The sequence below is a fragment of the Macrococcus equi genome (assembly GCF_047426745.1).
Taxonomy (GTDB): Bacteria; Bacillota; Bacilli; order Staphylococcales; family Staphylococcaceae; genus Macrococcoides; species Macrococcoides equi.
Genome location: NZ_CP179732.1, coordinates 1770280 through 1795896, shown reverse-complemented (window position 1 = coordinate 1795896; position 25617 = coordinate 1770280). Strand labels below are relative to the sequence as shown.

The following is a 25617-nucleotide window of genomic DNA, read 5'->3' as shown; positions in this document are numbered from 1 at the left end:
CTATGCCTCTTTTCTCGCAGCAATCGCAATCCAGCCATTGTCACGAGTGATTTCCATGATAGTATATCCCACACGCTCTAAATGTTCTACAATCATCTGTTCCTTCTCTAAAATGATACCTGAAGTAATGAGTAAACCATTATCATTCAAAAGTTTATAACTATCATCAATCATAAGATCTACAATATGCGCTAATATATTCGCAAATATTACATCTCTTTTTTCAGTCTCACCGGTAAGTAAGTTACCAGGTTCAGCTTGTATTACATCTGCACAGCCATTTTTTTCAAAATTATCAACTGCAACTCTTACAGCAACACTATCCAGATCAAGTGCTTTTATTGGACCAGCACCTAATTTGTGAGCTGCAATACTTAATATTCCAGAACCCGTTCCAACATCGATTACAGATTGTTTGGGTTGCACATACTTCTCAATCAGTTTCAGACACATTGAAGTTGTGGCATGATCCCCTGTACCAAATGCCATACCAGGATCTAGTTCAATGATAAACTCATCACTATTTTTTTGATTATAACTTTCCCAACTTGGTACAACTACAAATCGTTCTGAAGCTTTAAATGCATGAAAATGATTTTTCCATTCATTCGCCCAATCTTCTTCCTGAACTTCACCCGTTGAAAATTCTAATCTCGTCACTTTTACATCTTTTAAATCATTAATTTTTGATTTAATGTCATCAATAATACGGTCATTATAATCATATTCACTGAAGTAGACCTTTACGCGTACATCAGATTCAGGGTAATCAGCAGGGTCCAGTTCATAGATTTCACCAAATGTTTCAATGCGTCCTTTTTTTAGTTCTAAGCTATCTTCAATAACGACACCATTTGCACCAACTTCATTTAAAATATCAGCAATAAATGGTTCAAGCTCATGGTTAATCATTAATGTAATTTCTTTATAATTCATGTTTATTCTCCTTTAAAGAAGCGCTTTGTCTTATCGAAAAAGTTAGATGGCTGCTCTTTAATATCAGTGCCATCTATCTCAGCAAATTCACGTAACAATTCGGCTTGTCGATTAGTCATTTTAACCGGTGTTACTACATTCACTGTAACATATAAATCTCCTTTTCCGTAACCATGAACATTTTGTATACCTTTTTCTTTTAATCTGAAACGTTTTCCAGTTTGCGTTCCAGAAGGAATAGTAATCATAGCCTTACCTTCTAACGTTGGCACTTCAACTTCATCTCCAAGTGCAGCTTGTGCTATTGAAAGATTCAATGTATAGAAGATATCTTCACCTGCACGTTCAAAGTGTTTATGTTCGGAAACTTTAAACACAACATATAAATCACCAGCCGGTCCACCATTTATGCCTGGTTCACCTTGACCAGCTAAACGTATTTGCTGACCTGTATCTACCCCTGCAGGCACTGAAACTTTAATTTTTACATTCTTAATAACACGTCCTGTGCCATGACAATCCGAACATTTTTCTTCAAATGATTTACCCGTTCCGCCACAATCAGGACAAGGGCGTTCGGTTCTAACGCGTCCAAAAGGTGTGTTTTGTTCAACCTGTACATTACCTCGACCGTGACAAGTGCTACAAGTATTTACTTTAGTACCTGGTTTAGCACCCGTTCCATTACATGTATCACATTCTACTTCTTTTTTTACCGAGATTTCTTTTTCAGCGCCAAATACAGCTTCTTCAAATGTAATATTCATTTGGTACTGAAGGTCATCACCTTTTCGAGGTGCATTTGGATCGCGACGTGCTGCACCACCAAAAAATGAGCTGAAGATATCTTCGAAACCTCCGAATCCTCCAAAGTCACCACCACCAAAACCGGCGCCTTGGCCCATGCCTGCATGGCCAAACTGATCGTATTGTGCTTTCTTTTGTTCATCACTTAATACTTCGTATGCTTCTGCAATTTCTTTAAACTTTACATCAGCGTCTGGTTCTTTATTGATATCTGGATGATATTTCTTTGATAACTTTTTATAGGCACGTTTGATTTCTTCTTTAGATGCACCTTTTTGAAGGCCTAACACCTCATAATAATCTCTTTTCGCCACGATTCATTCTCCTTTATTTCTAAAAGTAAATTTAAGAAAAGTCAAAGCCAATAAATTGACTTTGACTTTTAAGTATTACTTATTATTTTTTATCGTCATCTTTAACTTCAGTGAAGTCAGCATCTACAACATCATCTTGTTGAGAAGCTTCTGGCTGTCCTTCAGCTCCTTGTTGAGCTTGAGCCATTTGCTCATAAAGTTTCATAGATAATGATTGAACAACTTCATTTAAAGCATCTTTTTTCGCTTTAATTTCTTCAATATCATTACCTTCTAATGCTTTTTGTAAATCCGCTTTTGCAGCTTCAGCTTTTTCTTTTTCTGATGCTTCAACTTTATCTTCTAAATCTTTAATAGCTTTATCAGTTGCAAAGATCATTTGATCTGCTTCGTTACGTAAATCTACTTCTTCACGGCGTTTTTTATCTGCTTCAGCATTTGCTTCAGCATCTTTCACCATACGTTCAATTTCTTCATCACTTAATGAAGAAGATGATTGAATTGTAATTTTTTGTTCTTTTTGAGTACCTAAATCTTTCGCTGTTACGTTAACGATACCGTTTTTGTCGATATCAAATGTAACTTCGATTTGAGGTACACCACGTGGTGCTGGTGGAATGTCTGTTAATTGGAAGCGACCTAATGTCTTATTGTCTGCTGCCATTTGACGTTCACCTTGTAATACGTGAATATCTACTGCTGGCTGGTTATCAGCTGCTGTTGAGAATACTTGTGATTTTGATGTCGGGATTGTAGTGTTACGTTCAATTAATACTGTAGACACTCCGCCCATTGTCTCAATACCTAATGATAATGGTGTAACGTCTAATAATACGATATCTTGAACATCACCAGTTAATACCCCACCTTGAATTGCAGCACCCATCGCTACTACTTCATCAGGGTTAACACCTTTATTTGGTTCTTTCCCTAATTCTTTTTTGATCGCTTCTTGTACAGCTGGGATACGAGTAGAACCACCAACTAATAATACTTCATCGATATCTGAATTAGAAAGACCTGCGTCCTTCATTGCTTGACGTGTTGGACCCATTGTACGTTCTACTAGATTACGTGATAAATCTTCGAATTTCGCACGAGATAATGTTACTTCTAAGTGTAATGGTCCAGCTTCACCCGCTGAAATGAATGGTAACGAAATTTGAGTTGATGATACACCTGATAAATCTTTTTTCGCTTTTTCAGCTGCATCTTTTAAACGTTGCATTGCCATTTTATCGTTTGATAAATCTAAACCATTTTCTTTTTTGAATTCTTCTACTAAGTAGTCAATGATTACTTGGTCGAAATCATCTCCACCTAAACGGTTATCACCGGCAGTAGATAATACTTCGAATACACCGTCACCTAATTCAAGAATAGATACGTCGAATGTACCGCCACCTAAGTCAAATACTAAAACTTTTTGTTCTTTATCTGTTTTATCTAAACCGTAAGCTAATGCTGCTGCTGTTGGCTCGTTAATAATACGTTCAACTTCAAGACCGGCAATTTTACCAGCATCTTTAGTTGCTTGACGTTCCGCATCGTTAAAGTATGCAGGTACTGTAATAACAGCTTTTGAAACTTTTTCCCCTAAATAGCTTTCAGCTGTTGCTTTTAAGTTTTGTAAAATCATCGCTGAAATTTCTTGAGGTGAATATTGTTTACCATCAATATTTTCTTTATGGTCTGTACCCATATGACGTTTAATTGAAATGATTGTATTTGGATTTGTAATCGCTTGGCGTTTTGCTACTTCACCAACTTGTGTTTCACCATTTTTAAATGCCACAACAGACGGTGTCGTGCGGTTACCTTCTGGATTTGCGATTACTTTTGGTTCGCCACCTTCTAATACTGCTACACATGAATTTGTTGTTCCTAAGTCAATACCAATTACTTTACTCATTATATAATTCCTCCATTTGTTTAAATAATTAATAATAGATTTCTTAAAGATAAAATTTAATCAAATAAATCAAAATGTTTATTCATTTACCTTTACCATTGAAGCACGTAATACACGTTCTTTCAATTTATAACCTTTTTGTAGTTCTTCTAAAACAATGCCTGACTCTTTCGTGTCATCTGATTCCTGCATAACAGCCTGATGAAGATTTGGATCAAATGGTTTATCTTGTGCTTCTATAACTTCCAACCCGTTTTCCTTCAATGAATTCAACAAGCTTTCATAAACCATTTCCACACCTTTATGCAGTGATTTAAATTCATCACTTTCACCTTTTTGAGCCAGAGCACGTTCAATATTATCAATTGCAGGTAATATATCTCTTAAGACACTTTGAGCACGATAAGCTCTTTCTGTATCAAGTTCTGCACGTGTTCTCTTTTTATAGTTTTCAAATTCTGCATATAATCGAAGATATTTCTCTTCTGCTGCTTCCTTCGCATTTTTCAATTCAGTTAATTCATCCACCGATTCATCAACTGTTTCATCTGAATCGACTGGGGCTTCTGGTGCAATCTCTTCAGTAACATCTTGTTCAACAGATGTATCTTCATTATTTGTTTCATCTAACTTTGTTTCTTCATGTTTTTCTGACAAGATATTTACCTCCTTATAACAAGTGATTAATACTTGCTAATTTATTAAAGACTTTCCGGTAACTCATTTGTGTTGGACCAATCACTGCGATTTTTCCGTTTGCATTGTTCAAATGCACAGGGGTTGTCACAATTGAAATACCTTCTAAGTTTTTATCTATTTCCTGACCTAAAGTTACTTGAATATTATCAGAATGCATCTCCTCTAAAACTTGAGGTAAATGTTCTGAATCGATAAACTTCAAAGTCTCTTTAACAGCATTTAAATTATCAGAATCTATAAGTTCATACAGATATTCTCTACCTTCAAAATAAATCGAATGAGATGTTGTATGTGCTTTTTTTACGATTTCAGACTTTAAATGCGTTAGTGGTAATTGTTTAAATCCATGATGTCTTACATCTAAATGAATATTACCTTCAATAATTGCTAATAAATTCTGATTCAAGTAATTATTCATGCGTTCAATCTCTTGTCTCGTTAAACGTACTTGCCATGAAATTTGTTGATGTTCAACATTACCATTTTCATAGACAATAATTAATACCAAGTTAGTTGGTGTTAAATACGTCAGATGAATTTGTGAAATTGATCGTTTGTCGATTTCTGTCGTCGTTGCAATTGATAAATATTGTGTATCCATCGCGATATCTTTAGCGAGCATCTTAAAATCAACATAGTTTGTATGATCACTAAAGAAGTTGTCTTCGTAAGGAAATTCTTTTTGCAACGCTTCAACATAAAATTTGTAACCTGCCTCAGAAGGAATACGACCACTGGATGAATGCATCTTTTCGATTAATCCATGCTCTTCAAGTCTTTTCATTTCTGCTCTGATAGTTGCAGGACTCACATTTAAATTATGTTGTTCAATCAGTTTCTTTGAACCAATAGGTGTTCCACTATCAACAAAATCCTCAACAATTACGTTCAATAAATGTAATTGTCTATCTGTTAGCATAATTCACCTCGTTAGCACTCTCTTACCTCAAGTGCTAATAACAATTTATCAAATTGGTCAAAGTATGTCAACATATAACACTTAAAATTTTTAAATTCAAAAAAAGCTCCTAAAAACCGTGTTATTACACAGTTAATAAGAACTTTTCAAAAACATCGTTTCCTCGCATACGCCCTATTTCGGTTAATTTTATATGATGATTTTCTATAATAATTTGATCTTTTTTTAGCAATTCTCGACAGACAGTGCCAAACACTTCCTCAAATGATATATCATAGCGCTTTTCAAAATCGCGAACGTTCACACCTTCATTCAATCGTAGACCTAAAAACATATGTTCTTCCATCGAAGCGTATTTATCTACTTCAATTATTTCCTTAATAGCATTGCCTTTATGCATCGCTTTTATATAATGCGGTACAGGAACAACGTTAAAATATCTCTTTCCCTCTACATAACCATGGCTGCCAGCTCCAGCACCATAATATTCCTGGTTCTTCCAGTAAACTTTATTATGTTTTGATTCAAAATCACCTTTTGCATAATTAGAAATTTCATATTGATTAAATCCATTGCGCGATAAATATTCCATCGTCAATTCATACATGTCCTGTGCTAACGTTTCATCCGGCATTTGCAGTAACCCTTTTTTATATTGATTAAAAAATTGCGTCTTAGGTTCTAAAATTAATGAATAACTGGAAATGTGGTTAATCTTAAGTTTAACTGCCTGTTCTAAATCGTACAAACATTCTTCTATAGTCTGAGTAGGTAAATGATACATCAAATCAATACTGACAGATTCAATACCTAAACGGTTTGCTTCGTTCACGGCACGTAAAACATCACTCTCTATATGTGTTCTACCAAGCATCTTTAATAGCCTGTTACTAAATGTCTGCACACCTAATGATAATCGATTTACACCATACTTCTTCATAACAGCAATTTTTTCTGCTGTCAGTTCATCAGGATTTGCTTCCACCGTAAATTCACTATTTATTTTAAAGCGTTGTGTCACAAATTTTAGCAGATATTCTAACTGGTGTGATGTAAGCGCTGTAGGTGTGCCTCCTCCAATAAAAACAGTATATATTTCTCTATCTTCAATTTGATTGAGCTCTTTTAAAAGTGCTTCTAAATATTCATCTACCGGCTGATTTTTGATTAAAAATTTATTGAAATCACAATACGTACATATACGATTACAAAATGGGATATGTATATATATACTTCTCATATTATCTCCTTAAAACAAAACACGATTGTAATTTACAATCGTGTTTATTGTTATTCTTCGTCCATTTTTAGTACTGCTAAGAAAGCATCTTGAGGTATTTCTACCGAACCGACTGCTTTCATTTTCGCCTTACCAGCTTTTTGTTTTTCTAAAAGTTTACGTTTTCGTGAGATATCTCCACCGTAACATTTTGCAAGTACGTTTTTACCAATAGATTTAATATTGGTACGTGCAATAATCTTTTGTCCGATAGCAGCTTGCACAGGCACTTCAAACTGTTGGCGAGGGATTAATGTTTTTAATTTTTCAACGATGACTTTTCCGCGTTCATATGCGAAATCTCTATGGACAATAAAACTTAATGCATCAACACTTTCACCATTCAATAATATATCCATCTTCACTAAACGACTTTCCTGATAACCGATTAATTCATAATCAAATGAAGCATAGCCTTTTGTGTTTGATTTTAACTGATCAAAGAAATCAAATACTACTTCTGATAATGGAATTTCGTAAATAATATTCACACGAATATCATCCATATAATCCATCGTCTTGAAATTACCGCGTTTTCTTTGACATAATTCCATTACTGAACCTACATAATCATTAGGAACCATAATACTTGCTTTAACATACGGTTCATAGATTTTATCGATTTTTTGTGGGTCAGGCATCTTAGATGGATTGTCTACAATAACTTCAGACTTATCTGTCATTTCACATTTATAAATTACAGATGGCGCTGTTGCTATTAATTCAATACCAAATTCACGTTCGATACGCTCCTGTATAATTTCCATATGTAACAAGCCAAGGAATCCAACACGGAATCCAAATCCTAGCGCTTGAGAAGTTTCTGCTTCAAATTCTAATGATGCATCATTAAGTTGAAGCTTCTCTAACGCTTCACGTAAATCATTATATTTACCTGTATCAATTGGATAAATTCCACAGAATACCATTGGATTCATTTTTTTGTAACCTTGAAGTGGTTCTTCAGCAGGATGATCGGCTAAAGTAATTGTGTCACCAACACGTGAGTCCGCAACATTTTTTATTGATGCAGCGATATAACCTACATCTCCTACTGTTAATTCATTAACCGGTAATTGTTTAGGTGTGTTAATGCCTACTTCAACTACGTCAAATGTCTTGCCTGTAGACATCATTTTGATTTTATCACCAGCTTTAACTGTGCCATCAATGATCCGAATTGATGAAATAACGCCACGATATGCATCGAAAGCACTATCAAAGATAAGCGCTTTGAGAGGCGCTTCAGGATCACCCATTGGTGCGGGTACTTTTTCAACGATTTGTTCTAAAATTTCCTCGATACCAATATTCGCTTTGGCAGATGCAAGAACCGCTTCACTCGCGTCTAAACCAATAACATCCTCTATTTCCTGACGCACACGCTCTGGTTCTGCAGCAGGCAAGTCAATTTTATTAATAACTGGCAATAATTCTAAATCATTATCTAAAGCTAAATAAACATTCGCTAATGTCTGTGCTTCAATCCCTTGTGCAGCATCTACAACAAGAATGGCTCCTTCGCAAGCAGCAAGACTTCGTGATACTTCATATGTAAAGTCGACGTGTCCAGGGGTGTCGATCAGATGAAAAATATATGTCTCGCCATCTTTAGCGGTATAATTTAATTGAACCGCATTCAATTTAATTGTTATACCACGTTCTCTTTCTAAATCCATAGAGTCAAGCAACTGAGACTTCATTTCTCGTGATGCTACAGTTTTAGTATTTTCTAATATTCTATCAGCTAATGTCGATTTACCATGATCGATATGCGCAATAATTGAGAAGTTTCTTATTTTTTCCTGACGGGATAAACGCTGTTCATTATTCATGTTTTTTGCCCAACTTTCTTAAATTGTACGTATATTTGATTATAACAACTCTTATACAGTAGTTCAATTAGTTTTAAAATATAGATTGCATATAGCGTGTGTTTTTGATAAAATATTTCTTGTTGCAATCAAAATATCTATTTTAAGTGCAAGACATTTCTAGGAGGTGACATTATGCCAAACATTAAATCTGCAATCAAACGTGTTACAACTAACAATAAAGCACAACAAGCTAACATTTCTCAAAAGAATGATATGCGTACTGCTGTGAAAAATGCTAAAGCGGCAATTGAAAACAACGCTGACAATAAATCAGAATTAGTACAAGTAGCTGTTAAAAAGATTGATAAAGCTGCAAAAAGCAACTTAATCCACTCTAATAAAGCTGACCGTTTAAAATCACAAGTTATGCGTAACAAATAATTAATACCAAACTGTGCATAAGGTCTTGAGACTTTACACATTTTAAAACCGAATCGGCATTATAGATTACTCTATAATGCCAGTTCGGTTTTTTTCATATTTTATTTCCTATATCTTTAGAATAAATAGTTCTAAAATCAAAACTTTATCAAGATAACTTGATTTCAAAGCATAATCGGTATCCGCACATTCCTTCATTATATCTAACAATTTATTAATCTCTAGCTGTTTTACTTTTCTTAAAGACAATTTAACTCTGTAAGGATGTACTTTTACCTGCTTAGCAATCTGAGCTTCACTGAATCCCTTTTGTGATAAAATTTTAACTTGATAAAATAAACGGTATTGACTACTTATTAATGCAAGTAATTTAATTGGTTCCTCTTTCATATTAATTAAATCTTTCATCAAATGAATCGCTCTTTTTTTATTTCCCTGTGTAATATAATCCGTTAATAAAAATACATTTTGCTCCAGACTACGGCTTACCACTTCAGAAACATCCTGCTTAGTAATGACTGGTGTATCTCCTGTATAAAGAATTAATTTGTCCATTTCTTTAGTAATATTACTATAATTTAAACCAGTAAGCTGAATCATTTCATCAAGTGCATCTGCTTTAATATCCTTAAAATGTTGATTGAGATTTTGCTTAATCAACGTTTTTATACCTGATTCATCTAATGGTTCAATCTTTTCAATGGTATGCAATTTTTTGATACGTTTAACAATTTTTTTTCGTTCATCTAATTTATCCTGTAACACTTTAAAAATAACTACATTCGGACCTTCAAAATTTTCAAGAAAATTCACAACTTTATCCAGATTAATTTCGTGTGCTGTCTTTACTTTCTCACCAGTAAAAATAAAACTGTTGTTTATGATAATGACTTTCTGATCACTTAGAAAAGGCAATGTCATCGCATCTTCTGCAATCATTTCAAACGGGGTTTCCTGCATATCATAGCGGCTAAAATTAAATTCATCAGGCACACTAATATACTGTTCTATAATTTTTTCAACCTTTTCTTCTACAAGTGGCTTTGTCGAGCCGTAAACTAAATAAATGTGACTCAAAATGAGCACTCCTAACTTAAAAATCTTAATTTCATTATAGCTTTTTTTAGCGCATTATCATATACTTAAATAGATAGAAAAGTAGGGGGTTTTTAAAAATGAATCATTTTGAAAAAAACACACAATCTAAAAATAATGATGTTCAAGACTCAGGTTTCGCATTTTTATTAGGCTTTGGTGGATTTGCAACAATTTACATTATTGCTCAAATCTTCGACTTAGTCGCTAAATAATTTTTAAGAAGCGAGCATTCGCTTCTTTTTTTATTGTCTTTTAAATATATTTTGATACTGAGTTTCAATTTCCCCGGTGGATAAATCGATTGAAATTCTTCCATCTGTTTGCGTATTGAATATTTTGATATGATGTTGTCTTAATAACTGAATCGTTTCATCATGAGGATGATTATAACGATTTTTTCTCCCTGCCGATATTATACCGTACTCCGGATATCTTTTGATTAAAGCTTCACTCGTGCTTGTATTACTCCCGTGATGACCAATCTTTACGATGTTTATTCTATCAGTGATTTGAGATAAAATTTCTGCTTCGAATACTTTCCCTAAATCGCCCAAAAATAAAATGTTTCTACCAGGTTTTGCATATTTTAATAAAGCTACAATACTATCATTATTTTCCTCGCCCGTTTCACCCGAATTATAAAGTTTCAACTGATAATTCTTTCCTACCAGTAATGCCCCTATGTTGTCATTGTGATTCGTTTCAAATAATAAATCATTCACATCATAAAGCTCTACTTTTTTCTTTTCAGCTAATTCAATCACTTTTTTATATTTTTCACTGCCAAAAGCATTTGGATTTAAGATAATGCTTTTAATGACTCCTGCTTCAATCAAATGTTCAGTTTCACCGAAATGATCCATATCTGGATGCGTTAGGATAAGTGCATCAATTTTTGAAATACCATTATATTTTAAAAAAGGGATAGTCGTTTTCTCACTTATATTCTGTGCATTCTCTCTCTTTTCCCAAACTTCTCCAAAATCAATTTGTCCGCCTGTGTCTATCATTATTACCTTATTCTCCAGTTCCATCACAATAGCATCCCCTTGTCCAACATCTAAAAAATGTATTCTATCATGACGATTACTTATAGAAACCAAAAATAATATCGTTATTAATACCAGTGCAGTAACTTTGTGTGAAATCTTTACCGAAAACAACTTCAAAATAGCTACCATTAAGATGACATAGAAAACAATCGATTGATGTTTTACAACTAGTTCAAGATGTGAAAAATTTAAAAATAATTTAGTTAAATAATCATTTAATATAAATGCACAGTCAACTATATTTAATAAAAATGGCGACGTTAACCGTGTCATGAATAATATAAGTACAAATGTACAGCATGGAAATATCACTACTGAAAATAATGGGATGTATAATATATTTGTAAATAGGCCAATAAAATAATTATTGTTAAAGTGGTAAAGAAGTATTGGTAATGTAACGAACTGTGAGACTAAATTAATAAGAAGAAATTGAAAAAATTGAGATGTATCTTTATAAAGGGGCAAAATTAAAATAAAGCTAAAGCAAATCACATAAGATAACTGAAAACCAATATCAAAGATTGAAAATGGATCGTATAAAAGATTGATAATGAAAGTTAAAGATAGTAAATCACTGATCTGTAGTCGTTTATCAGGGTTAAAAATGATAAGCAGTATAAAAATTGTTGAGCGAAAAACAGATGGCTGTCCACCTGTAAATACCATATAGATAGGCAGCAGTATAACAAGCATTAACTGGCACATGGCAAGTGGTAATTGAGCGCGGCGTAGGAAGAAATATAAAAATACCGATATCACAGCGACATGACTACCACTAATTGCGTAAAGATGGTAGATTCCTAAAGTCTTAAGTTCATCCATATCATCTTTACTCAAATACGTTGTGTCACCTAATGTAAGTGCTATAAGATAGGCTGAATGCTTAACCTGCGAATGATGCATTTCAAGTGCGATATTTTTTCGGTAAAGTTTTATATGTTCTGTTAATGATAGTTTACTAGGATGACACGCTTGCCAATTAATTTTAGTAAGTTTTAAGCTACCTACTTTATGATTGTGAAATAGAAATGTATCATAATTAAAACCTGAATAATTAGTATTGGGAATAATGTGTTGGAATTCAACAAGTGCATGACATCTTTTGAAGAATAGCTTCCTTTGCATTAAATAATTTTTTTCAGATTCATTTTGTATTTTATAGAAAAATTGATAGGCTTTGTTTTGAATTTTCATGCTACCTGTCAAAAGGTTGCCATCCACTTTCAGTTCATCAGTTAAACGAAAGTCTATATCAGCATGTTCTTTAGACTCATAGTCAAATGGTAATTCAATACGCTTAAAGTCATTATGACTATAAAAATATAATGGAATAAAGAATGCAGCAATGAACACAGCAATCCAGTTGACCATCTGTTTTTTAATGATGTATAACGATGCAAAAAGTAACAGGATAATCGCAATTATTTTACTGTGTAACCATAAAAGAGCTGAAATTATCAGTATGACGACAACGAATCCCACGTGACCTCCAGTCCTTACATTTGTTCAAAATAAGCAGCGACATGTTGTGGATTGAATTCTATTTTTTCAAATGTAACATTTGCTTTATTTAATAATTCAATCGCATATGGATGATTTTTATAGTCACTTGCATAATATATTTTTTTGATACCTGCCTGAATAATGGATTTAGTACAATGAATGCACGGGAAGTGTGTCACATAAATATCTGCACCTTCTGTTGATACACCCATTTTTGAGCATTGTAATAAAGCATTCATTTCAGCATGTATCGTACGTATACAATGACCATCTTCAATGTAGCAACCTTCGTCTATACAATGGACCTCACCTGATACTGACCCATTATAACCACCCGCTATAATTCGATTATCTTTAACAATTGTTGCACCGACACTAAGTCTTGTACATGTTGAACGTAAAGCCAGTAACTGTGACTGTGCCATAAAATATTCATTCCACTGAATTCTTTCCATCTCATCACCTACGTCGTTTTGAACTCATTGTAATATTTATTCACATTTTATTCAAGATGGTAATTTACTGGTTATATTTCAATATAGTCTTTAAGACCCTCAAATGTTTTTTCACCTATACCTTTAATTTCTTTAATTTCCTCAATTGACTTAAAGCCGCCATTACTATCTCTATACTGAATAATTTCCTGCGCTTTTTTTGGTCCTATGCCAGGAATTTCTTCTAATGCACTTTGCTCATCTTTATTAATGTTGATTATTTTTTGATTGCCATTTTTTAAATTTCCTTGAGTTGAAGTCTTATGACTACTATACATTGAGAATTTGTCTTCTTTTACTTCACCCTTATAAGGAACATATATTACCATAGCGTCCTGTAATGGTGCTGCTAAATTTACAGCATCAAGATCAGCATTTTTTAATGGTTGTGCAAGCTGTACAACGTCATTTACCAACATATTTGATTTAGAGGGATATACACCTCTGAATTTAACAGCCCCTTTTATATCTACAGTAATTTCAGAAACTTTCTTTTCATTAGTGGTGGTAATTCCCTTATTATAATTTACTGTATTATCTTGAGCCTCTTTTTGCTGCATATTACTTGGCTGTCCTATTGTCAAACCAGTCTTTTGTTCAGGTTGTTCCCGATTTTGAGCAAAGATAATACCCAATAGACATAGAGTGAGCGTAAACATTACTGCAATCGTTTTATTATTGATAATCCAGTCTTTAAGATTTTGAAAATCCATAAAAAAACACCTCCACATATTTATCTGTAGAAGTGTTAAAAATATTTTATTTGTCATAATTTAAATTTTATTTTATTGATTATATCTTTTTTGCTACAAAAAACACCCTGTCAAAATAGTGACTAGTCTGTTCATCAATCGTATGTGTCGGATCAAAATCGACAAATATTTTTTCAATTTTAAATCCTGTTTGGCTGAGCATTTCATGATAGTCTTCTATTTCAAAGGTTCTTTGATAATGTTGTTCATCAAAACGATGATATGCATTATTTTCTTCGATAAAAAATGTTAAATCATGATGAACAGCGTAAGGCTTTTCAGCTTCAATTGCATGCCAAATATAAACCATACCTGGCAATTCATCACTATATGTCTGATTATTAAAATATGCGTCAAATTTTAATGTACTATGAACATCAAAAATAAATACACCATCCTGTCCTAAATGGCGATTCACACATTCAAAAGTCGACATCACATCTACTTTTGTTTCCAGATAATTCAAGCTGTCGCATAAACATGTGATGGTCTGAAACGTTTGATTGAGCGCTAGTTCTCTCATATCCTGTGCAATGAGTGTAACATCCGGACGCTTCATCGCAGCAATTGACAGCATTTCCTCACTTAAATCAACACCAGTGACTGATATGCTTTTTGGAATCAATGATATGAAAGAACCTGTACCTGTCGCTAAATCCAGTAAATTGTCCTTTAAATATGGATGAACAATTTCAAACCATTTATCATAAGGTTGATCATACATAAATGCATCATAGATTGATGCAAATTGATTGTACGACATTTATACTTGCTCCGGCGTGTATTCAATGATTTCCTGGTCTCTATACAGTTTTTCGAGATTATAGTAATCTCTTTCTTCATGGTGAAATACGTGGACAACGACATCCCCTAAGTCTACTAAAATCCAGCGTGCTTCATTAAATCCTTCTAAACGGTGCACCTCAATGCCATTCTTTTGTGCTTCGTCTTTTACTTCACGAGCGATTGCCTGAACTTGACGGTCACTATTACCTTCACAGATTACAAAATAATCCGTAATTCCAGTTACATTCGCAACATTTATTCCTATAATATCTTCTGCTCTTTTATTATCACATGCGTTAAATGCAAGTTCTAGTAATGCTTTTGCTTCCATTCAATCATTCCTTTTCGTTTACTTTTGTAAATTATAATAGTTCAGACATTCAATCGTTTTTGGATAAATCGGTTTGTCATTACTAATTAAGTATATTGCCGTACGTTTTGAAATTTCATATATTGCTTTGTCCAGGTCCTTCTCCTTAAATACAATATCTCTTATGTCTTCAACACCAGGTTGCGTTCGGCCTGGCTCAATATAGTCACTGATAAAAATGATTTTTTCATTTAAACCCATGCCCGCACGACCAGTTGTATGGTAATAGATTGCGTTGTATATTTCTTCATCGATATTGTGTTTGTCCTTCATGTAGGCTGCTGCAACAGGTCCATGTAGAATTTCAGAATTATATGACAATAAATCAGTTTCTAGCTTATACTCGGTTACAGCTTGATATAATACACTCAAATCTTCATATTTAGCGTAGTCATGCAAAATCCCCGCCATTTCAACACGTTCTTCATCACCTTCAAAAATTTGAGCCATTTTAATTGCGGTTTCAGCTACACGCAATGAATGCTCATATCTTTTTTTAGGTAGTTTCTCTTCAACAAGTTTCTTAGCTTTCTTTTGCTTCATAAAGATGTTCCTTTCTAATAAAACATTCTATTGGTGAAATAACAAAACATCGAATTGATTGTTGCTCAGCACACCTCTTTCGAATCATAGTAGAACTAATATCTATTCTAGGAATCGTAAATGCTTGAAAGGGAGCTGGTAAAGTTTGCTGTTCAACTTCTCGGTTAACAACAATAAATTGTACCATCTTGGTTAACTGCTCTATCTCATACCACTGATTAATAGAGCGGTATTGATCTGTACCTATGATGACTTTTATCAGAGCTCCTGGATATTTTTCTTTTAAATTACAAATCGTATGATAAGTATAACTTTTGCCTGACCGCTCTAATTCAAAAGAATCAATTTGGCCAAAACCGAGATATTCTATTGCCATATTCAACATTTTCACACGTGCATCATCACTAACAACTGCTCCACTTGATTTAAGCGGACTATGACCTGTCGGTATAAACAGGAATAAATCTGGTTGCTCATAATGATAAACTTCATTAGCTACAGTTAAATGGCCAATGTGAATCGGATCAAAAGAGCCACCGTACACTATTATTTTCATCGTGGAAGTTCTATCTTCTTATGATTTACTGAAGGTTTATAAAGTATTATTGTAGAACCAATCACCTGAACTAGTTCACCATATACACGACGGGCTATCGTTTCAGCAAGCTCCTGTTTGTCATCGTCATTATTTTGCAACACACTTACTTTAATTAATTCGCGTTTTTCTAATACGTCATTCAGTTGTTCAATTAAGTTATCATTGACTCCACCTTTTCCAATTTGAAAGATTGGATCCAGATGATGTGCTTTAGCTCTTAAAAATCTTTTTTGTTTACCAGTTAACATTATTTTCTTCCTTTCAAGGCTGTTTGTACAGCGCGAGTCATAGCTTCTTTATTGGCACGAACGCCAGTCCATATTTCAAAACTTTTAGCGCCCTGCATCACAAACATACCTAGTCCATTTATTATTTTTAATTTATTTCGTTCAGCTTGTTTTAGTAGTGCCGTTTTTTTAGGGGTATAGATAATATCACTGACAATACAGCTTTTCTTTAATTTATCACATTGAATCATGGTTTGATCTGCAAAACCTGTCATTCCAACGGGTGTCGTATTAATAACTAAATCAAATTGACTTAAATCACTAAGTTCATTATAGGTCATTGACTGTACTTTAAATGGCCAGTCTTTTATTCGATCTAATGAACGATTAGCTACTGTAACATGATGAGAATGCATCAAAGTATAACTAATTGCTCGACTAGCGCCCCCTGCACCTAAAATCAATATATGCATATCATTATCTAACAACGATTCAATACTCATTAAATAACCTAAACCGTCTGTATTATAACCGTACCATTTACGATTCTTAATGTGCACGGTATTAACTGCACCAATCATTTGCGCAGCCTCATCTATTTCATCACAATATTTCATAATATCAATTTTATAAGGTATCGTTACATTAAAGCCATCTAATCTTTTTTCAGTTATTATGTCTTTAATGTGATGAAAGTGTTTTGGATCAATATTTAATGCACAATAAGTATCTTCACGATTAAGTGCTTGAAAATTGGCATGATGCATTACCGGTGACAATGAATGACGAATAGGGTGTCCTATAACTGCAAAATTCATCGAGACACCCTCTTTACAATATACTTGGTCTTAAATAGACATCAACCTGCTTCGGTGCATATACGTCTATCACAGCGCCTTGTTCAACTGTAACAAATCCAAGACCAGAAATAATAATATCTTGTTTTTCTTCTTTAATTGATAAAGTTGTTTTCTTAAGGTTATTAAAATCAAAATCTTTAGTGCCTGGTGGCGTCAGTAACTCTCCGATTTGGCGATGCCATAAATCCTCTGCATTCGTTTGTTTTGTGCGATGTATGTTTAAAAGATTAGAAACGAAACAATTTAAACTGCGTCGACCGCCAGTCATGTAATCTATACGTACTAACCCACCTAAAAATAATGTTTGACCTTCATTAAGCTGAAAGTTTCTAGGTTTAATTTCATCTTTAGGCATAATGATTTTAAGTTCTTTATCATCCACATAATGTGTCATTTGATGAGATTGAATAATCCCCGGTGTATCATACATAAATGAATGCTGGTCTAAAGGTATATCAATTAAATCTAAAGTAGTGCCAGGAAAATGCGATGTTGTAATGACATTCTTTTCACCAACACTTGTTTCAATTAGTTTATTGATTAACGTAGATTTTCCGACATTTGTAGTACCCACGACGTAAACATCTTTACCGTCACGCTGTCTTTCGATTGCCTCAAGCAATTCATCAATACCATGATTTTTCTGTGCAGAAATTAATACAACGTCATCAGGTTTCATACCGAGTTCTTTCGCCTGTTTTTCAATCCAAAGTTTTACACGTCTCTTATTGATAAGTTTCGGCAATAAGTCCATTTTATTTGCAGCTATAATAACCTTTTTATTGCCTACAATACGTTTAAGTCCGTTAATCCATGATCCTTGAAAGTCAAAAACATCAATCACGTTCACTATAATACCTTCTTTATCACTTAAAGCATTAAGCATTGTCAAAAAGTCATCGTCAGTCAAATGCACGTCTTGAATTTCATTATAGTGCTTTAATCTGAAACAACGTTTGCAGATGACATCTTCTTTATTTAAACTTGATTTCGGAACGAATCCTGGTTTGGATTGATCAGTCGATTGTAAGACTGCGCCACAACCGATACACTTCATTTCATTAGTCAAATATTGTTCCTCCCAAATATCTTTAATCAATACGTCTATTTTATCACATAACGCACCTTAAGTATCGTTAGACAAAAATAAAAGGGCTGTGCTTATGGCACGACCCTAACAAAGCGGGTGATCGGAATCGAACCGACAACATCAGCTTGGAAGGCTGAGGTTTTACCACTAAACTACACCCGCATATATTAAATTTGTATAAATATAATAACGAATTATTTTCATTTTGTAAAGCAATTAAGTAAAATTTTTTGTTGGGTTACTAAAAAATAAAACGTTCAGGATAAACCTGAACGTCCTGTTATTTATTCAAATCTACAATCACACCTTCTCCACCAATTGTTATCGGTTGTGATCCATCCCATTTATCGATCATTTGTTTACGTATAATTTTATCTGTTAAAGATTTTTCAAGAATAGCGTTTGCCTTTGCTTGACCCTCAGCTTCAATTTGTTTTTTCTTGGCATTTTGTTCAGCTATCGCACGATCTGTTTTTGCACGTTCTAATTCCTGATTAGCTTTTACTCGCTCGTCAATAGCTGCTTGAGTAGCCTTATCTGCTTTAGGGCTGGAAATAGCAATGTCCTCAACGATGAATCCTTGTTCCGTTAAATTTTTCTGAAGCTGTTCAATCGTATTTTTCTTGATTTCACTTGTCTTAACACCAAATGTTTCTATTACTGAAAACTTTGCAACAGATTGACGTAACCCGTCTAAAACACGTGTTCTTAAGAATCCATTTTCAAGCCCTTCAATATCAGCATTACCGAATTTATTAAATATCTTAACGACTTTAGTAGGATCAACATGGTAGTTCACACTGATATCCATATTGAGGTTTTTACCATCACTGGTTGCAACATTTAAATCCGTATATTCTTTCGTTTGCGTACGTATTGGATAATGTACTGCTTTATCTAAAGGAAAAATTAGGTGCCATCCAGCCGGTTTTGTTTCTTCTTTCACACCACTCACAGAATAAATGACAGCCTGATAGCCTTGAGGAACCTTTTCGATTGACATAAAAGCTAAAATTAGCCCTAAAAATAAAACTAATCCAATGATTGACGTTAAAAACAATGATTTTTTATTCACCTGCTTACGCTTGTTATTTTTCGTATTCATATTATTTACTGATTGAATTGATGAGTTCATTGACTTCATCCAGCTCCTTTTCTAAATGTTTTATTTCTCCTAAATCATGAATCATATTAGATTTTGCTAAGATTTCTCTTTCAAGCAATATCTTCTTTTCCTTCAATGCTGCGTGATTGAGATTTAATCTGTACTCTTCTTCCTTTCGTACTCTCTGTAGTGCTGCACGTTCTTCCTTCACATTTAAAAAATCATATAATTTGCCTAGTGCAAAATAAAGAATAACACATACAATAAGTAACATTAGTAGCCATATGATAAATACTCGCATGCAATCACCTCACTTCAGTCATTATATAAATTTTAACATTAATTCATATTCTCATAGGATTTTCCTGTCACTTTTAAGGTAATTTTAAGGTAAAAAAAAGAGACAAATAATTGTCTCTACCCGTTAATTTTCCCAATTTATTAAACCTTTGCTTTTAAAGTATGCCAGAAACTTTCGTTCTATCATACGGTTGACACGCGTTTTCCACTCATCATTTGATTTAACAGGAACAACCATGATTGAGTAAAATCCATTTGAATTCGCTGCCAGCACATCAGTCATCATTTGATCACCAATTACCACTGTTTCATCCGGCTTAACATTCATCGCTGCACATGCTTTCTTAAATGCTTGTCCCATTGGTTTTCTGGCATTAAAGATATAATCAACTTCAAGTGGTGTAGCAAATGTTGCGACACGTGCCTGATTGTTATTAGAAACAATCGTAACCTTAATATTATGTTCACGCATACTATTAAACCAATTAATAACTTCAGGCGTTGCAACCGCAACGTCCCAACCTACAAGTGTATTATCCAAATCCGTAATGATGGCTTTTACACCACGCCCGGATAATTCTTCAGGCGTAATTTCAAAGATAGATTTGGCATACTTACTTGGTAACAAATATTTTTGAAATAATCCCATAAGTCACCTCTAATGATTGTATTAATTTTTTTATACCCAAAATCCTTAATGAATAACCCCAATCCAATATGGATTGGGGTTTATACATTATTCTATTTCTTGATTTGGAGCGTAATCTACTTCAGTTCCAGTATAAATCATAAATCCAATAATTGCAGTTGCAATAATTGATAATGCCATAATAAAAATCATAACTAGCGCCTCCTAACCCCTAAGCAGGTAATGTCTCTAATATAGATTTTACAATTTTAGAACTTGATACGCAAGCTACTTTTAAGAACTCTTCAAAACTCATATTTGCTTCACCATTTGCAAGATCTGAAATTGCACGTGTAATGATAAATGGTACATGAAATTGATAACATGTTTGCGCGATGGCTGCAGCTTCCATCTCAACAGCTAAACTCTCTTTAAAATTATTTATGATATTCTGTTTTTGTTCCGCTGAGCCAATAAAGCTATCTCCAGAAACAATTAAGCCAATATGTGCAGTTAAGTGATTATTAACGATTGCTTGTTCAGCAACACTTATTAGTCTTTCATCTGCTGTATAACGTGCTGGCATAGCCGGAACTTGTCCAAGCTCATATCCAAAAGCAGTTGCAACAACATCATGATGAATGACATCTTTACTAATCACGATGTCACCAACAGAAAGTCCACTACCTAATCCACCTGCACTTCCCGTATTAATGATTAAATCTGGTTGATATTCTTTAATTAATAAAGTTGCACAAATTGCCGCATTGACTTTACCAATGCCACTTTGCATGAGTACAACTTCTTTACCATAAAGATTGCCTTTATAAATTTCAACATGAGCTTGTTTCTCTGTTGACAAGTTTTGCATATCATTTTTTAAAATTTCGATTTCTTCCTGCATTGCTCCGATAATACCAATCACTATAATTCCTCCTAAAATTAAAAAGTAGATCACTTGATCTACTTTTAGTTGTCTACACTATTTTAGCTAATTTCAACAATTTTAACACGCATTTCATTTCCATTCGGTAATGGTACATTGACTTCGTCTCCAACTTTTTTACCGATTAAAGCTTTTGCGATTGGAGATTCATTTGAAATTTTTCCTTCAAATGGATCAGCCTCAGCTGAACCTACAATTTTATAAGATTCTTCGTCATTTCCAGGTACTTCAGTAAAAGTAACTGTACGACCTAATTGTACCTCATTTTTCTTACCATCATCTTCAATGATGACTGCATGACGTAACATCATCTCAATTTTAGTAATTTCCTGTTCAACAAATCCTTGTTCATCTTTTGCTGCATCATACTCAGAGTTCTCAGATAAATCACCAAAACTACGTGCTACTTTAATTTTTTCTACCACTTCAGGACGACGCACTGTTTTTAAATGTTCTAATTCAACTTCTAATTTTTCAAATCCTTCTTTAGTCATTGGGTATTCTTTTTGCATTTCCATGGATAAATCCTTCTTTCTACTAATTCACTCGAATTAATGATTGTATTTTTGTTGTCATAATATCGATTGCTACAGCATTACTACCGCCTTCAGGAATAATAATGTCTGCATATCGTTTCGTTGGTTCAATGAATTGATTATGCATCGGTCTAACGACAGTTAAATATTGGTCAATTACAGACTCCATCGTACGACCACGTTCCTCTATATCTCTCACCATTCTTCTTAAAATACGAAGATCAGCATCAGTATCTACATATATCTTAACATCCATTAAATCACGAAGTGTTTCATTTTCTAAAGCAAAAATGCCTTCTACTATAATAACATCTTTCGGCTCAAATGTAATCGTTTTCTTGCTTCTTGTATGATTAGTGTAGTCATATGTTGGTACTTTCACTGTTTGACCATTTCTAAGATCAATTAGATTTTGGATCAGTAAATCATTATCAAAGGCAAGCGGGTGATCATAATTTGTTTTTAATCGTTCTTCAAAACTTAGATGATCTTGATTTTTATAGTAATAATCCTGCTCAATTAAAGCAACACTATAGCCCTCAAGATTTTTAAGAATCTTTGAAGTAACAGAAGTTTTACCCGAACCAGAACCACCGGCAATCCCTATTATAGTCGCTTTCGTCATTAGTTTAATTCCTTCCTCATCATGTTCATTGGATATACGGGATGATCAACTTTAATTTGAACTATTTGAAGAGGATGACGTGCAGCATCTAATTCTGTACCCTCTTCATCATAAATTGAATCAATCACTTGTTTAAAGTTTTCAATCTCAGGACCAAAGAATTCAATCTCCTGTCCTGGTTTAAAATTATTACGTTGTTGAATTGTTGCGATTTGTGTTTCTTCAGAATAGTCTAGCACTAAACCACAGAAATCAAAAGGTGTTTTTTTAGATTGTTCATGTCCAAACATTTGCTCTTCAAATCCAGGTACCCCTTCAAAGAAAGCACTAGCGGTATCTCTATTTGCACATTTATCTAACTCTATTAACCACTCAGGGTCAATTTTAAAGTTTTCAGAATCTGCACAATAGGCGTCAATAACTTTTCTATATACTGATACGACCGTAGCAATATAATGGATTGATTTCATTCGACCTTCAATCTTTAATGAATCTACTCCTATATCTATCATTTTAGGAATTGATTCTATTAACTTAAGATCTTTTGGACTCATTGCAAAAGGTGTTGCATCCCCTTCGTAAACAACGTCTAGTTCACCATTATCTACAGTTAATAAATCATAGTCCCAACGACAACTTTGACAACAACCCCCACGATTTGAATCTCGAGCAGTCATATGATTACTTAATGTACAACGTCCTGAATAAGCGATACACATAGCACCGTGTACAAATGCCTCTATTTCAATATCAACTTTTTCTTTCATTTCCTTAATTTCTTCTGCACTAGTCTCACGTGCCAGCACTACGCGTTCTAATCCTTCTGATTTCCAGTATTCAACTGCTTTAACATTTGATAATGATTGCTGTGTTGATAAATGTATTTCTAGTCTAGGTGCAACGCGCTTACATGTTTCAATGATTAATGGATCGGCAACAATGATACCAGTAGCTCCAGTTGAATCTAAGGCTTTTAAATAATCTTCAACTCCGTCGATATTCTCATCATGTGCAATAATATTAGTTGTAACATAAATTTTTGCACCGTATTTATCGGCAAAAGCTACGCCTTCCCTAATTTCTTCTATCGTAAAGTTATCTGCATTTGAACGTAATCCATATTCCTGTCCACCGAGGAATACCGCATCTGCACCATAATGCACTGCAATTTTTAATTTTTCAAGATTTCCTGCCGGTGCGAGTAATTCTGGTTTCTTTAATATTTGTTTAGGTTTAGTAATTTCTATTTCCGTTTTCATCAAATCATTCCTTAATATACAGTTTGTTTAAATAAGAATCCTTGGTCAAGTGGGCGATGCTCCGGTTGAATTTCTTCAATCATATCTACTAAATCAAATTTAGCATCTTCATAGCCGTCCACATCTTCATTGTATAAATCAATTGCTTGTCTATATGCTTTCGTTACCGTAGTAATATACTTTTCTGTATGAAGCACACCATCTATCTTGAATGAATCAATACCTGCTTCAATCAATTCTTCTAATTCTTCGATTACACAAATGTCGTTTGGACTCATAATATGCGTGCCGTTATAATCTTCAAAAATAGGATATTTATTATTACGCTCTTCATCATAAAGTAACATCTCATCTTTAATTTCACGGTTTTCAATCTTCATCGCTTTTTCCTGGAATAAGAAGTAGTTACCTAATAATTTACGTTTTGACTGAAACATACACGTCATACCATGTACCTGAACCTCTATGGCTATATTACTGTGCTTTTTAATATTGATTACTTCGTCAAGAGATAACTCACGTGCGAGGACAGCACGATTTGCACCTCGGTCTCCCCAGTAATTTACCTGAAAGTGATTTGTAACTAATGTTTCCTGATTCCATTGCAAAGGAATGGTATTGCCTAATTCTCTTTCATACATTACTATTGCAGGATCCCCAAACAATATAGCATCAGGTTTAACTTCATGCAGGTATTTCATATAGTCTTCAACTGCTGCTAAATGTTCGTTGTGAAAAAGACCATTGACTGCAACATAAACTTTCTTATTATGTTTTTGGATAAGTTGAATCGCTTCTTTTAAATCTTCACGATTAAATTCTCCAGCTAATCGTAATCCAAATTGCTGTTCTCCAATTACAAATGCGTCAGCTCCTGCAGCAATTAATTCATGTATATGTGTGATTGATTTTGGTGTAACTAATAGTTCCGTCATGTTAAACTCCTTTATTTTTTCACTGAGATACTCATTCCATCACCGATATCGATAAAATTAGTATCGTAGTCATTATTTTCACTTAACCATTTATTATATTTTTCAATTTTTCTAACCATCTGCTTAATATTTCGACTTCTGACAATTTCAATATTACCAACAAAATCATGATAAAGAATATTGTCAGTAATGATTAATCCTCCACGTCGTACAAGAGGACTATATAGCTCAAAAAACTTCATAGATTGAGCTTTGGCAGCATCGATAAATAATATATCATACTCCTTATCATTAACGTCATAAAATGCCTCTAGAGCATCTTTGAAAACAATCCTTAATTGATCTGTTCTTTTAAATAATTCACTATTGCTCATTGCATAGTCATACATTTCTTCATTACGCTCAATTGTCGTTACATGAACATCTGGATTTACAGACGTAAAGTGCAGCGCACTATATCCTATTGCAGTACCAATTTCAAGTACATGCTTAGATTGATGAATCCTAATTAATTGTTTGACGAATTCAACAGATATTTTATCCATGATGGGTACATCTTTTTCTTTAGCTATAGCAATCAAATCGTCAATTTCATTTACTGGATTTAACCTACTAATATATGTATCTTCTTTTATCAATTAAAACAATCCTTTAACGAAAAAATTACCAACCTTATAGGCTGGTAGATGTCTTTTTTATTTTCATGATATTGTATCATAGTTTCACTAAAAATGTAATAGTCATTTTACACTCTTAATAAATTATATACACATTAATGATTCA

The 25617-nt window shown here is 33.7% G+C and carries 29 protein-coding genes and 1 tRNA gene; 2 read left to right on the top strand and 28 right to left on the bottom strand.

What is annotated here, in order from left to right:
* From prmA to lepA, 7 genes are all read right to left on the bottom strand, one after another.
* Entirely contained in the window at nt 1–936 is a 936-nt protein-coding gene (gene prmA, locus ACMGE6_RS09415) for a 50S ribosomal protein L11 methyltransferase (protein ID WP_414053574.1), read from the bottom strand.
* A gap of 2 nt (nt 937–938) precedes the next feature.
* On the bottom strand, nt 939–2057 hold the full coding sequence (dnaJ, locus tag ACMGE6_RS09410; protein WP_414053573.1) for a molecular chaperone DnaJ: 1119 nt from the start codon (nt 2055–2057) through the stop codon (nt 939–941).
* An 82-nt stretch (nt 2058–2139) separates the two neighbouring features.
* Nucleotides 2140–3969: a molecular chaperone DnaK gene (dnaK, locus tag ACMGE6_RS09405; protein ID WP_414053572.1), complete on the bottom strand. Its 1830-nt coding sequence runs from the start codon at nt 3967–3969 to the stop codon at nt 2140–2142.
* Nucleotides 3970–4047: 78 nt separating this feature from the next.
* Nucleotides 4048–4626: a nucleotide exchange factor GrpE gene (gene grpE, locus ACMGE6_RS09400; protein ID WP_414053571.1), complete on the bottom strand. Its 579-nt coding sequence runs from the start codon at nt 4624–4626 to the stop codon at nt 4048–4050.
* Nucleotides 4627–4639: 13 nt separating this feature from the next.
* Entirely contained in the window at nt 4640–5587 is a 948-nt protein-coding gene (hrcA, locus tag ACMGE6_RS09395; RefSeq protein WP_414053570.1) for a heat-inducible transcriptional repressor HrcA, read from the bottom strand.
* A gap of 124 nt (nt 5588–5711) precedes the next feature.
* A complete protein-coding gene (hemW, locus tag ACMGE6_RS09390; protein WP_414053569.1) occupies nt 5712–6827 on the bottom strand; it encodes a radical SAM family heme chaperone HemW in 1116 nt (371 codons plus the stop codon).
* A 50-nt stretch (nt 6828–6877) separates the two neighbouring features.
* Nucleotides 6878–8701 (bottom strand): translation elongation factor 4, encoded by a 1824-nt coding sequence (gene lepA / locus ACMGE6_RS09385; protein ID WP_414053568.1) that lies wholly within the window; start codon nt 8699–8701, stop codon nt 6878–6880.
* Nucleotides 8702–8875: 174 nt separating this feature from the next.
* Here lepA and rpsT point away from each other — a divergent pair, with 174 nt between their 5' ends.
* Complete coding sequence (gene rpsT, locus ACMGE6_RS09380) at nt 8876–9124, top strand: 30S ribosomal protein S20 (protein WP_233680391.1); 249 nt, start codon at nt 8876–8878, stop codon at nt 9122–9124.
* Nucleotides 9125–9232: 108 nt separating this feature from the next.
* Here rpsT and holA read toward each other — a convergent pair whose 3' ends face one another.
* Nucleotides 9233–10204 (bottom strand): DNA polymerase III subunit delta, encoded by a 972-nt coding sequence (gene holA / locus ACMGE6_RS09375; protein ID WP_414054849.1) that lies wholly within the window; start codon nt 10202–10204, stop codon nt 9233–9235.
* A gap of 95 nt (nt 10205–10299) precedes the next feature.
* Between holA and ACMGE6_RS09370 the strand changes: the two genes are divergently transcribed.
* Nucleotides 10300–10434 (top strand): YqzM family protein, encoded by a 135-nt coding sequence (locus ACMGE6_RS09370; RefSeq protein ID WP_414046240.1) that lies wholly within the window; start codon nt 10300–10302, stop codon nt 10432–10434.
* A gap of 30 nt (nt 10435–10464) precedes the next feature.
* Here the strand turns inward: ACMGE6_RS09370 and ACMGE6_RS09365 are convergent, their stop codons facing one another.
* The 20 genes from ACMGE6_RS09365 to ACMGE6_RS09270 all read right to left on the bottom strand — a co-directional run bounded on the left by ACMGE6_RS09365 (nt 10465) and on the right by ACMGE6_RS09270 (nt 25472).
* Nucleotides 10465–12759: a DNA internalization-related competence protein ComEC/Rec2 gene (locus tag ACMGE6_RS09365; protein ID WP_414053567.1), complete on the bottom strand. Its 2295-nt coding sequence runs from the start codon at nt 12757–12759 to the stop codon at nt 10465–10467.
* Between the two features lie 14 nt (nt 12760–12773).
* Nucleotides 12774–13235 carry a ComE operon protein 2 gene (locus ACMGE6_RS09360; RefSeq protein WP_414046238.1) on the bottom strand — a complete coding sequence of 154 codons (462 nt, stop codon included), beginning with the start codon at nt 13233–13235 and terminating at the stop codon, nt 12774–12776.
* 71 nt (nt 13236–13306) lie between these two features.
* Complete coding sequence (locus tag ACMGE6_RS09355; protein WP_414053566.1) at nt 13307–13987, bottom strand: helix-hairpin-helix domain-containing protein; 681 nt, start codon at nt 13985–13987, stop codon at nt 13307–13309.
* 79 nt (nt 13988–14066) lie between these two features.
* The gene (locus ACMGE6_RS09350; protein ID WP_414053565.1) at nt 14067–14789 is read right to left on the bottom strand and encodes a class I SAM-dependent DNA methyltransferase; all 723 of its coding nucleotides are present in this window, start codon (nt 14787–14789) and stop codon (nt 14067–14069) included.
* Nucleotides 14790–15143, bottom strand: coding sequence for a ribosome silencing factor (gene rsfS / locus ACMGE6_RS09345; RefSeq protein ID WP_414046235.1), 354 nt, complete (start codon nt 15141–15143; stop codon nt 14790–14792). It abuts the gene before it with no gap.
* A gap of 18 nt (nt 15144–15161) precedes the next feature.
* Complete coding sequence (gene yqeK, locus ACMGE6_RS09340) at nt 15162–15725, bottom strand: bis(5'-nucleosyl)-tetraphosphatase (symmetrical) YqeK (protein ID WP_414053564.1); 564 nt, start codon at nt 15723–15725, stop codon at nt 15162–15164.
* Nucleotides 15706–16281, bottom strand: a complete 576-nt coding sequence (gene nadD, locus ACMGE6_RS09335) for a nicotinate (nicotinamide) nucleotide adenylyltransferase (RefSeq protein ID WP_414053563.1) — start codon at nt 16279–16281, stop codon at nt 15706–15708. The genes yqeK and nadD overlap by 20 nt, the downstream gene beginning before the upstream one ends.
* Nucleotides 16278–16571, bottom strand: a complete 294-nt coding sequence (gene yhbY / locus ACMGE6_RS09330) for a ribosome assembly RNA-binding protein YhbY (RefSeq protein ID WP_414046232.1) — start codon at nt 16569–16571, stop codon at nt 16278–16280. The genes nadD and yhbY overlap by 4 nt, the downstream gene beginning before the upstream one ends.
* Entirely contained in the window at nt 16571–17368 is a 798-nt protein-coding gene (aroE, locus tag ACMGE6_RS09325) for a shikimate dehydrogenase (protein WP_414053562.1), read from the bottom strand. The genes yhbY and aroE overlap by 1 nt, the downstream gene beginning before the upstream one ends.
* Nucleotides 17369–17381: 13 nt before the next feature.
* Entirely contained in the window at nt 17382–18479 is a 1098-nt protein-coding gene (gene yqeH, locus ACMGE6_RS09320) for a ribosome biogenesis GTPase YqeH (protein ID WP_414046230.1), read from the bottom strand.
* Nucleotides 18480–18591: 112 nt separating this feature from the next.
* A tRNA-Gly gene (locus ACMGE6_RS09315) sits at nt 18592–18662 on the bottom strand.
* Nucleotides 18663–18780: 118 nt separating this feature from the next.
* A complete protein-coding gene (locus tag ACMGE6_RS09310) occupies nt 18781–19635 on the bottom strand; it encodes a prohibitin family protein (protein ID WP_414046229.1) in 855 nt (284 codons plus the stop codon).
* On the bottom strand, nt 19607–19906 hold the full coding sequence (locus tag ACMGE6_RS09305) for a hypothetical protein (RefSeq protein WP_414053561.1): 300 nt from the start codon (nt 19904–19906) through the stop codon (nt 19607–19609). Before ACMGE6_RS09305 ends, ACMGE6_RS09310 begins: the two co-directional genes overlap by 29 nt.
* A 123-nt stretch (nt 19907–20029) precedes the next feature.
* A complete protein-coding gene (locus tag ACMGE6_RS09300; RefSeq protein ID WP_414046227.1) occupies nt 20030–20554 on the bottom strand; it encodes a YqeG family HAD IIIA-type phosphatase in 525 nt (174 codons plus the stop codon).
* A gap of 211 nt (nt 20555–20765) precedes the next feature.
* Nucleotides 20766–21458 (bottom strand): 5'-methylthioadenosine/S-adenosylhomocysteine nucleosidase, encoded by a 693-nt coding sequence (mtnN, locus tag ACMGE6_RS09295; protein WP_414046226.1) that lies wholly within the window; start codon nt 21456–21458, stop codon nt 20766–20768.
* 62 nt (nt 21459–21520) lie between these two features.
* Nucleotides 21521–21997 (bottom strand): transcription elongation factor GreA, encoded by a 477-nt coding sequence (greA, locus tag ACMGE6_RS09290; RefSeq protein WP_414046225.1) that lies wholly within the window; start codon nt 21995–21997, stop codon nt 21521–21523.
* A 19-nt stretch (nt 21998–22016) separates the two neighbouring features.
* Nucleotides 22017–22640, bottom strand: a complete 624-nt coding sequence (gene udk, locus ACMGE6_RS09285; RefSeq protein ID WP_414046224.1) for a uridine kinase — start codon at nt 22638–22640, stop codon at nt 22017–22019.
* Nucleotides 22640–23899 (bottom strand): peptidase U32 family protein, encoded by a 1260-nt coding sequence (locus ACMGE6_RS09280; protein ID WP_414053560.1) that lies wholly within the window; start codon nt 23897–23899, stop codon nt 22640–22642. The genes udk and ACMGE6_RS09280 overlap by 1 nt, the downstream gene beginning before the upstream one ends.
* A gap of 11 nt (nt 23900–23910) precedes the next feature.
* On the bottom strand, nt 23911–24834 hold the full coding sequence (locus tag ACMGE6_RS09275; RefSeq protein WP_414053559.1) for a peptidase U32 family protein: 924 nt from the start codon (nt 24832–24834) through the stop codon (nt 23911–23913).
* Between the two features lie 11 nt (nt 24835–24845).
* Nucleotides 24846–25472: an O-methyltransferase gene (locus ACMGE6_RS09270; RefSeq protein WP_414053558.1), complete on the bottom strand. Its 627-nt coding sequence runs from the start codon at nt 25470–25472 to the stop codon at nt 24846–24848.
* Between the last annotated feature and the right edge of the window lie 145 nt (nt 25473–25617).

What these genes read in the sequence shown, in the direction of transcription:
- prmA (WP_414053574.1), bottom strand. Translation starts at nt 936, where the DNA reads ATGAATTATAAAGAAATTACATTAATGATTAACCATGAGCTTGAACCA.
- dnaK (WP_414053572.1), bottom strand. Translation starts at nt 3,969, where the DNA reads ATGAGTAAAGTAATTGGTATTGACTTAGGAACAACAAATTCATGTGTA.
- hrcA (WP_414053570.1), bottom strand. Translation starts at nt 5,587, where the DNA reads ATGCTAACAGATAGACAATTACATTTATTGAACGTAATTGTTGAGGAT.
- hemW (WP_414053569.1), bottom strand. Translation starts at nt 6,827, where the DNA reads ATGAGAAGTATATATATACATATCCCATTTTGTAATCGTATATGTACG.
- lepA (WP_414053568.1), bottom strand. Translation starts at nt 8,701, where the DNA reads ATGAATAATGAACAGCGTTTATCCCGTCAGGAAAAAATAAGAAACTTC.
- rpsT (WP_233680391.1), top strand. Translation starts at nt 8,876, where the DNA reads ATGCCAAACATTAAATCTGCAATCAAACGTGTTACAACTAACAATAAA.
- ACMGE6_RS09370 (WP_414046240.1), top strand. Translation starts at nt 10,300, where the DNA reads ATGAATCATTTTGAAAAAAACACACAATCTAAAAATAATGATGTTCAA.
- ACMGE6_RS09360 (WP_414046238.1), bottom strand. Translation starts at nt 13,235, where the DNA reads ATGGAAAGAATTCAGTGGAATGAATATTTTATGGCACAGTCACAGTTA.
- ACMGE6_RS09355 (WP_414053566.1), bottom strand. Translation starts at nt 13,987, where the DNA reads ATGGATTTTCAAAATCTTAAAGACTGGATTATCAATAATAAAACGATT.
- ACMGE6_RS09350 (WP_414053565.1), bottom strand. Translation starts at nt 14,789, where the DNA reads ATGTCGTACAATCAATTTGCATCAATCTATGATGCATTTATGTATGAT.
- rsfS (WP_414046235.1), bottom strand. Translation starts at nt 15,143, where the DNA reads ATGGAAGCAAAAGCATTACTAGAACTTGCATTTAACGCATGTGATAAT.
- yqeK (WP_414053564.1), bottom strand. Translation starts at nt 15,725, where the DNA reads ATGAAGCAAAAGAAAGCTAAGAAACTTGTTGAAGAGAAACTACCTAAA.
- nadD (WP_414053563.1), bottom strand. Translation starts at nt 16,281, where the DNA reads ATGAAAATAATAGTGTACGGTGGCTCTTTTGATCCGATTCACATTGGC.
- yhbY (WP_414046232.1), bottom strand. Translation starts at nt 16,571, where the DNA reads ATGTTAACTGGTAAACAAAAAAGATTTTTAAGAGCTAAAGCACATCAT.
- aroE (WP_414053562.1), bottom strand. Translation starts at nt 17,368, where the DNA reads ATGAATTTTGCAGTTATAGGACACCCTATTCGTCATTCATTGTCACCG.
- ACMGE6_RS09310 (WP_414046229.1), bottom strand. Translation starts at nt 19,635, where the DNA reads ATGAACTCATCAATTCAATCAGTAAATAATATGAATACGAAAAATAAC.
- ACMGE6_RS09305 (WP_414053561.1), bottom strand. Translation starts at nt 19,906, where the DNA reads ATGCGAGTATTTATCATATGGCTACTAATGTTACTTATTGTATGTGTT.
- ACMGE6_RS09300 (WP_414046227.1), bottom strand. Translation starts at nt 20,554, where the DNA reads ATGGGATTATTTCAAAAATATTTGTTACCAAGTAAGTATGCCAAATCT.
- greA (WP_414046225.1), bottom strand. Translation starts at nt 21,997, where the DNA reads ATGGAAATGCAAAAAGAATACCCAATGACTAAAGAAGGATTTGAAAAA.
- udk (WP_414046224.1), bottom strand. Translation starts at nt 22,640, where the DNA reads ATGACGAAAGCGACTATAATAGGGATTGCCGGTGGTTCTGGTTCGGGT.
- ACMGE6_RS09280 (WP_414053560.1), bottom strand. Translation starts at nt 23,899, where the DNA reads ATGAAAACGGAAATAGAAATTACTAAACCTAAACAAATATTAAAGAAA.
- ACMGE6_RS09275 (WP_414053559.1), bottom strand. Translation starts at nt 24,834, where the DNA reads ATGACGGAACTATTAGTTACACCAAAATCAATCACACATATACATGAA.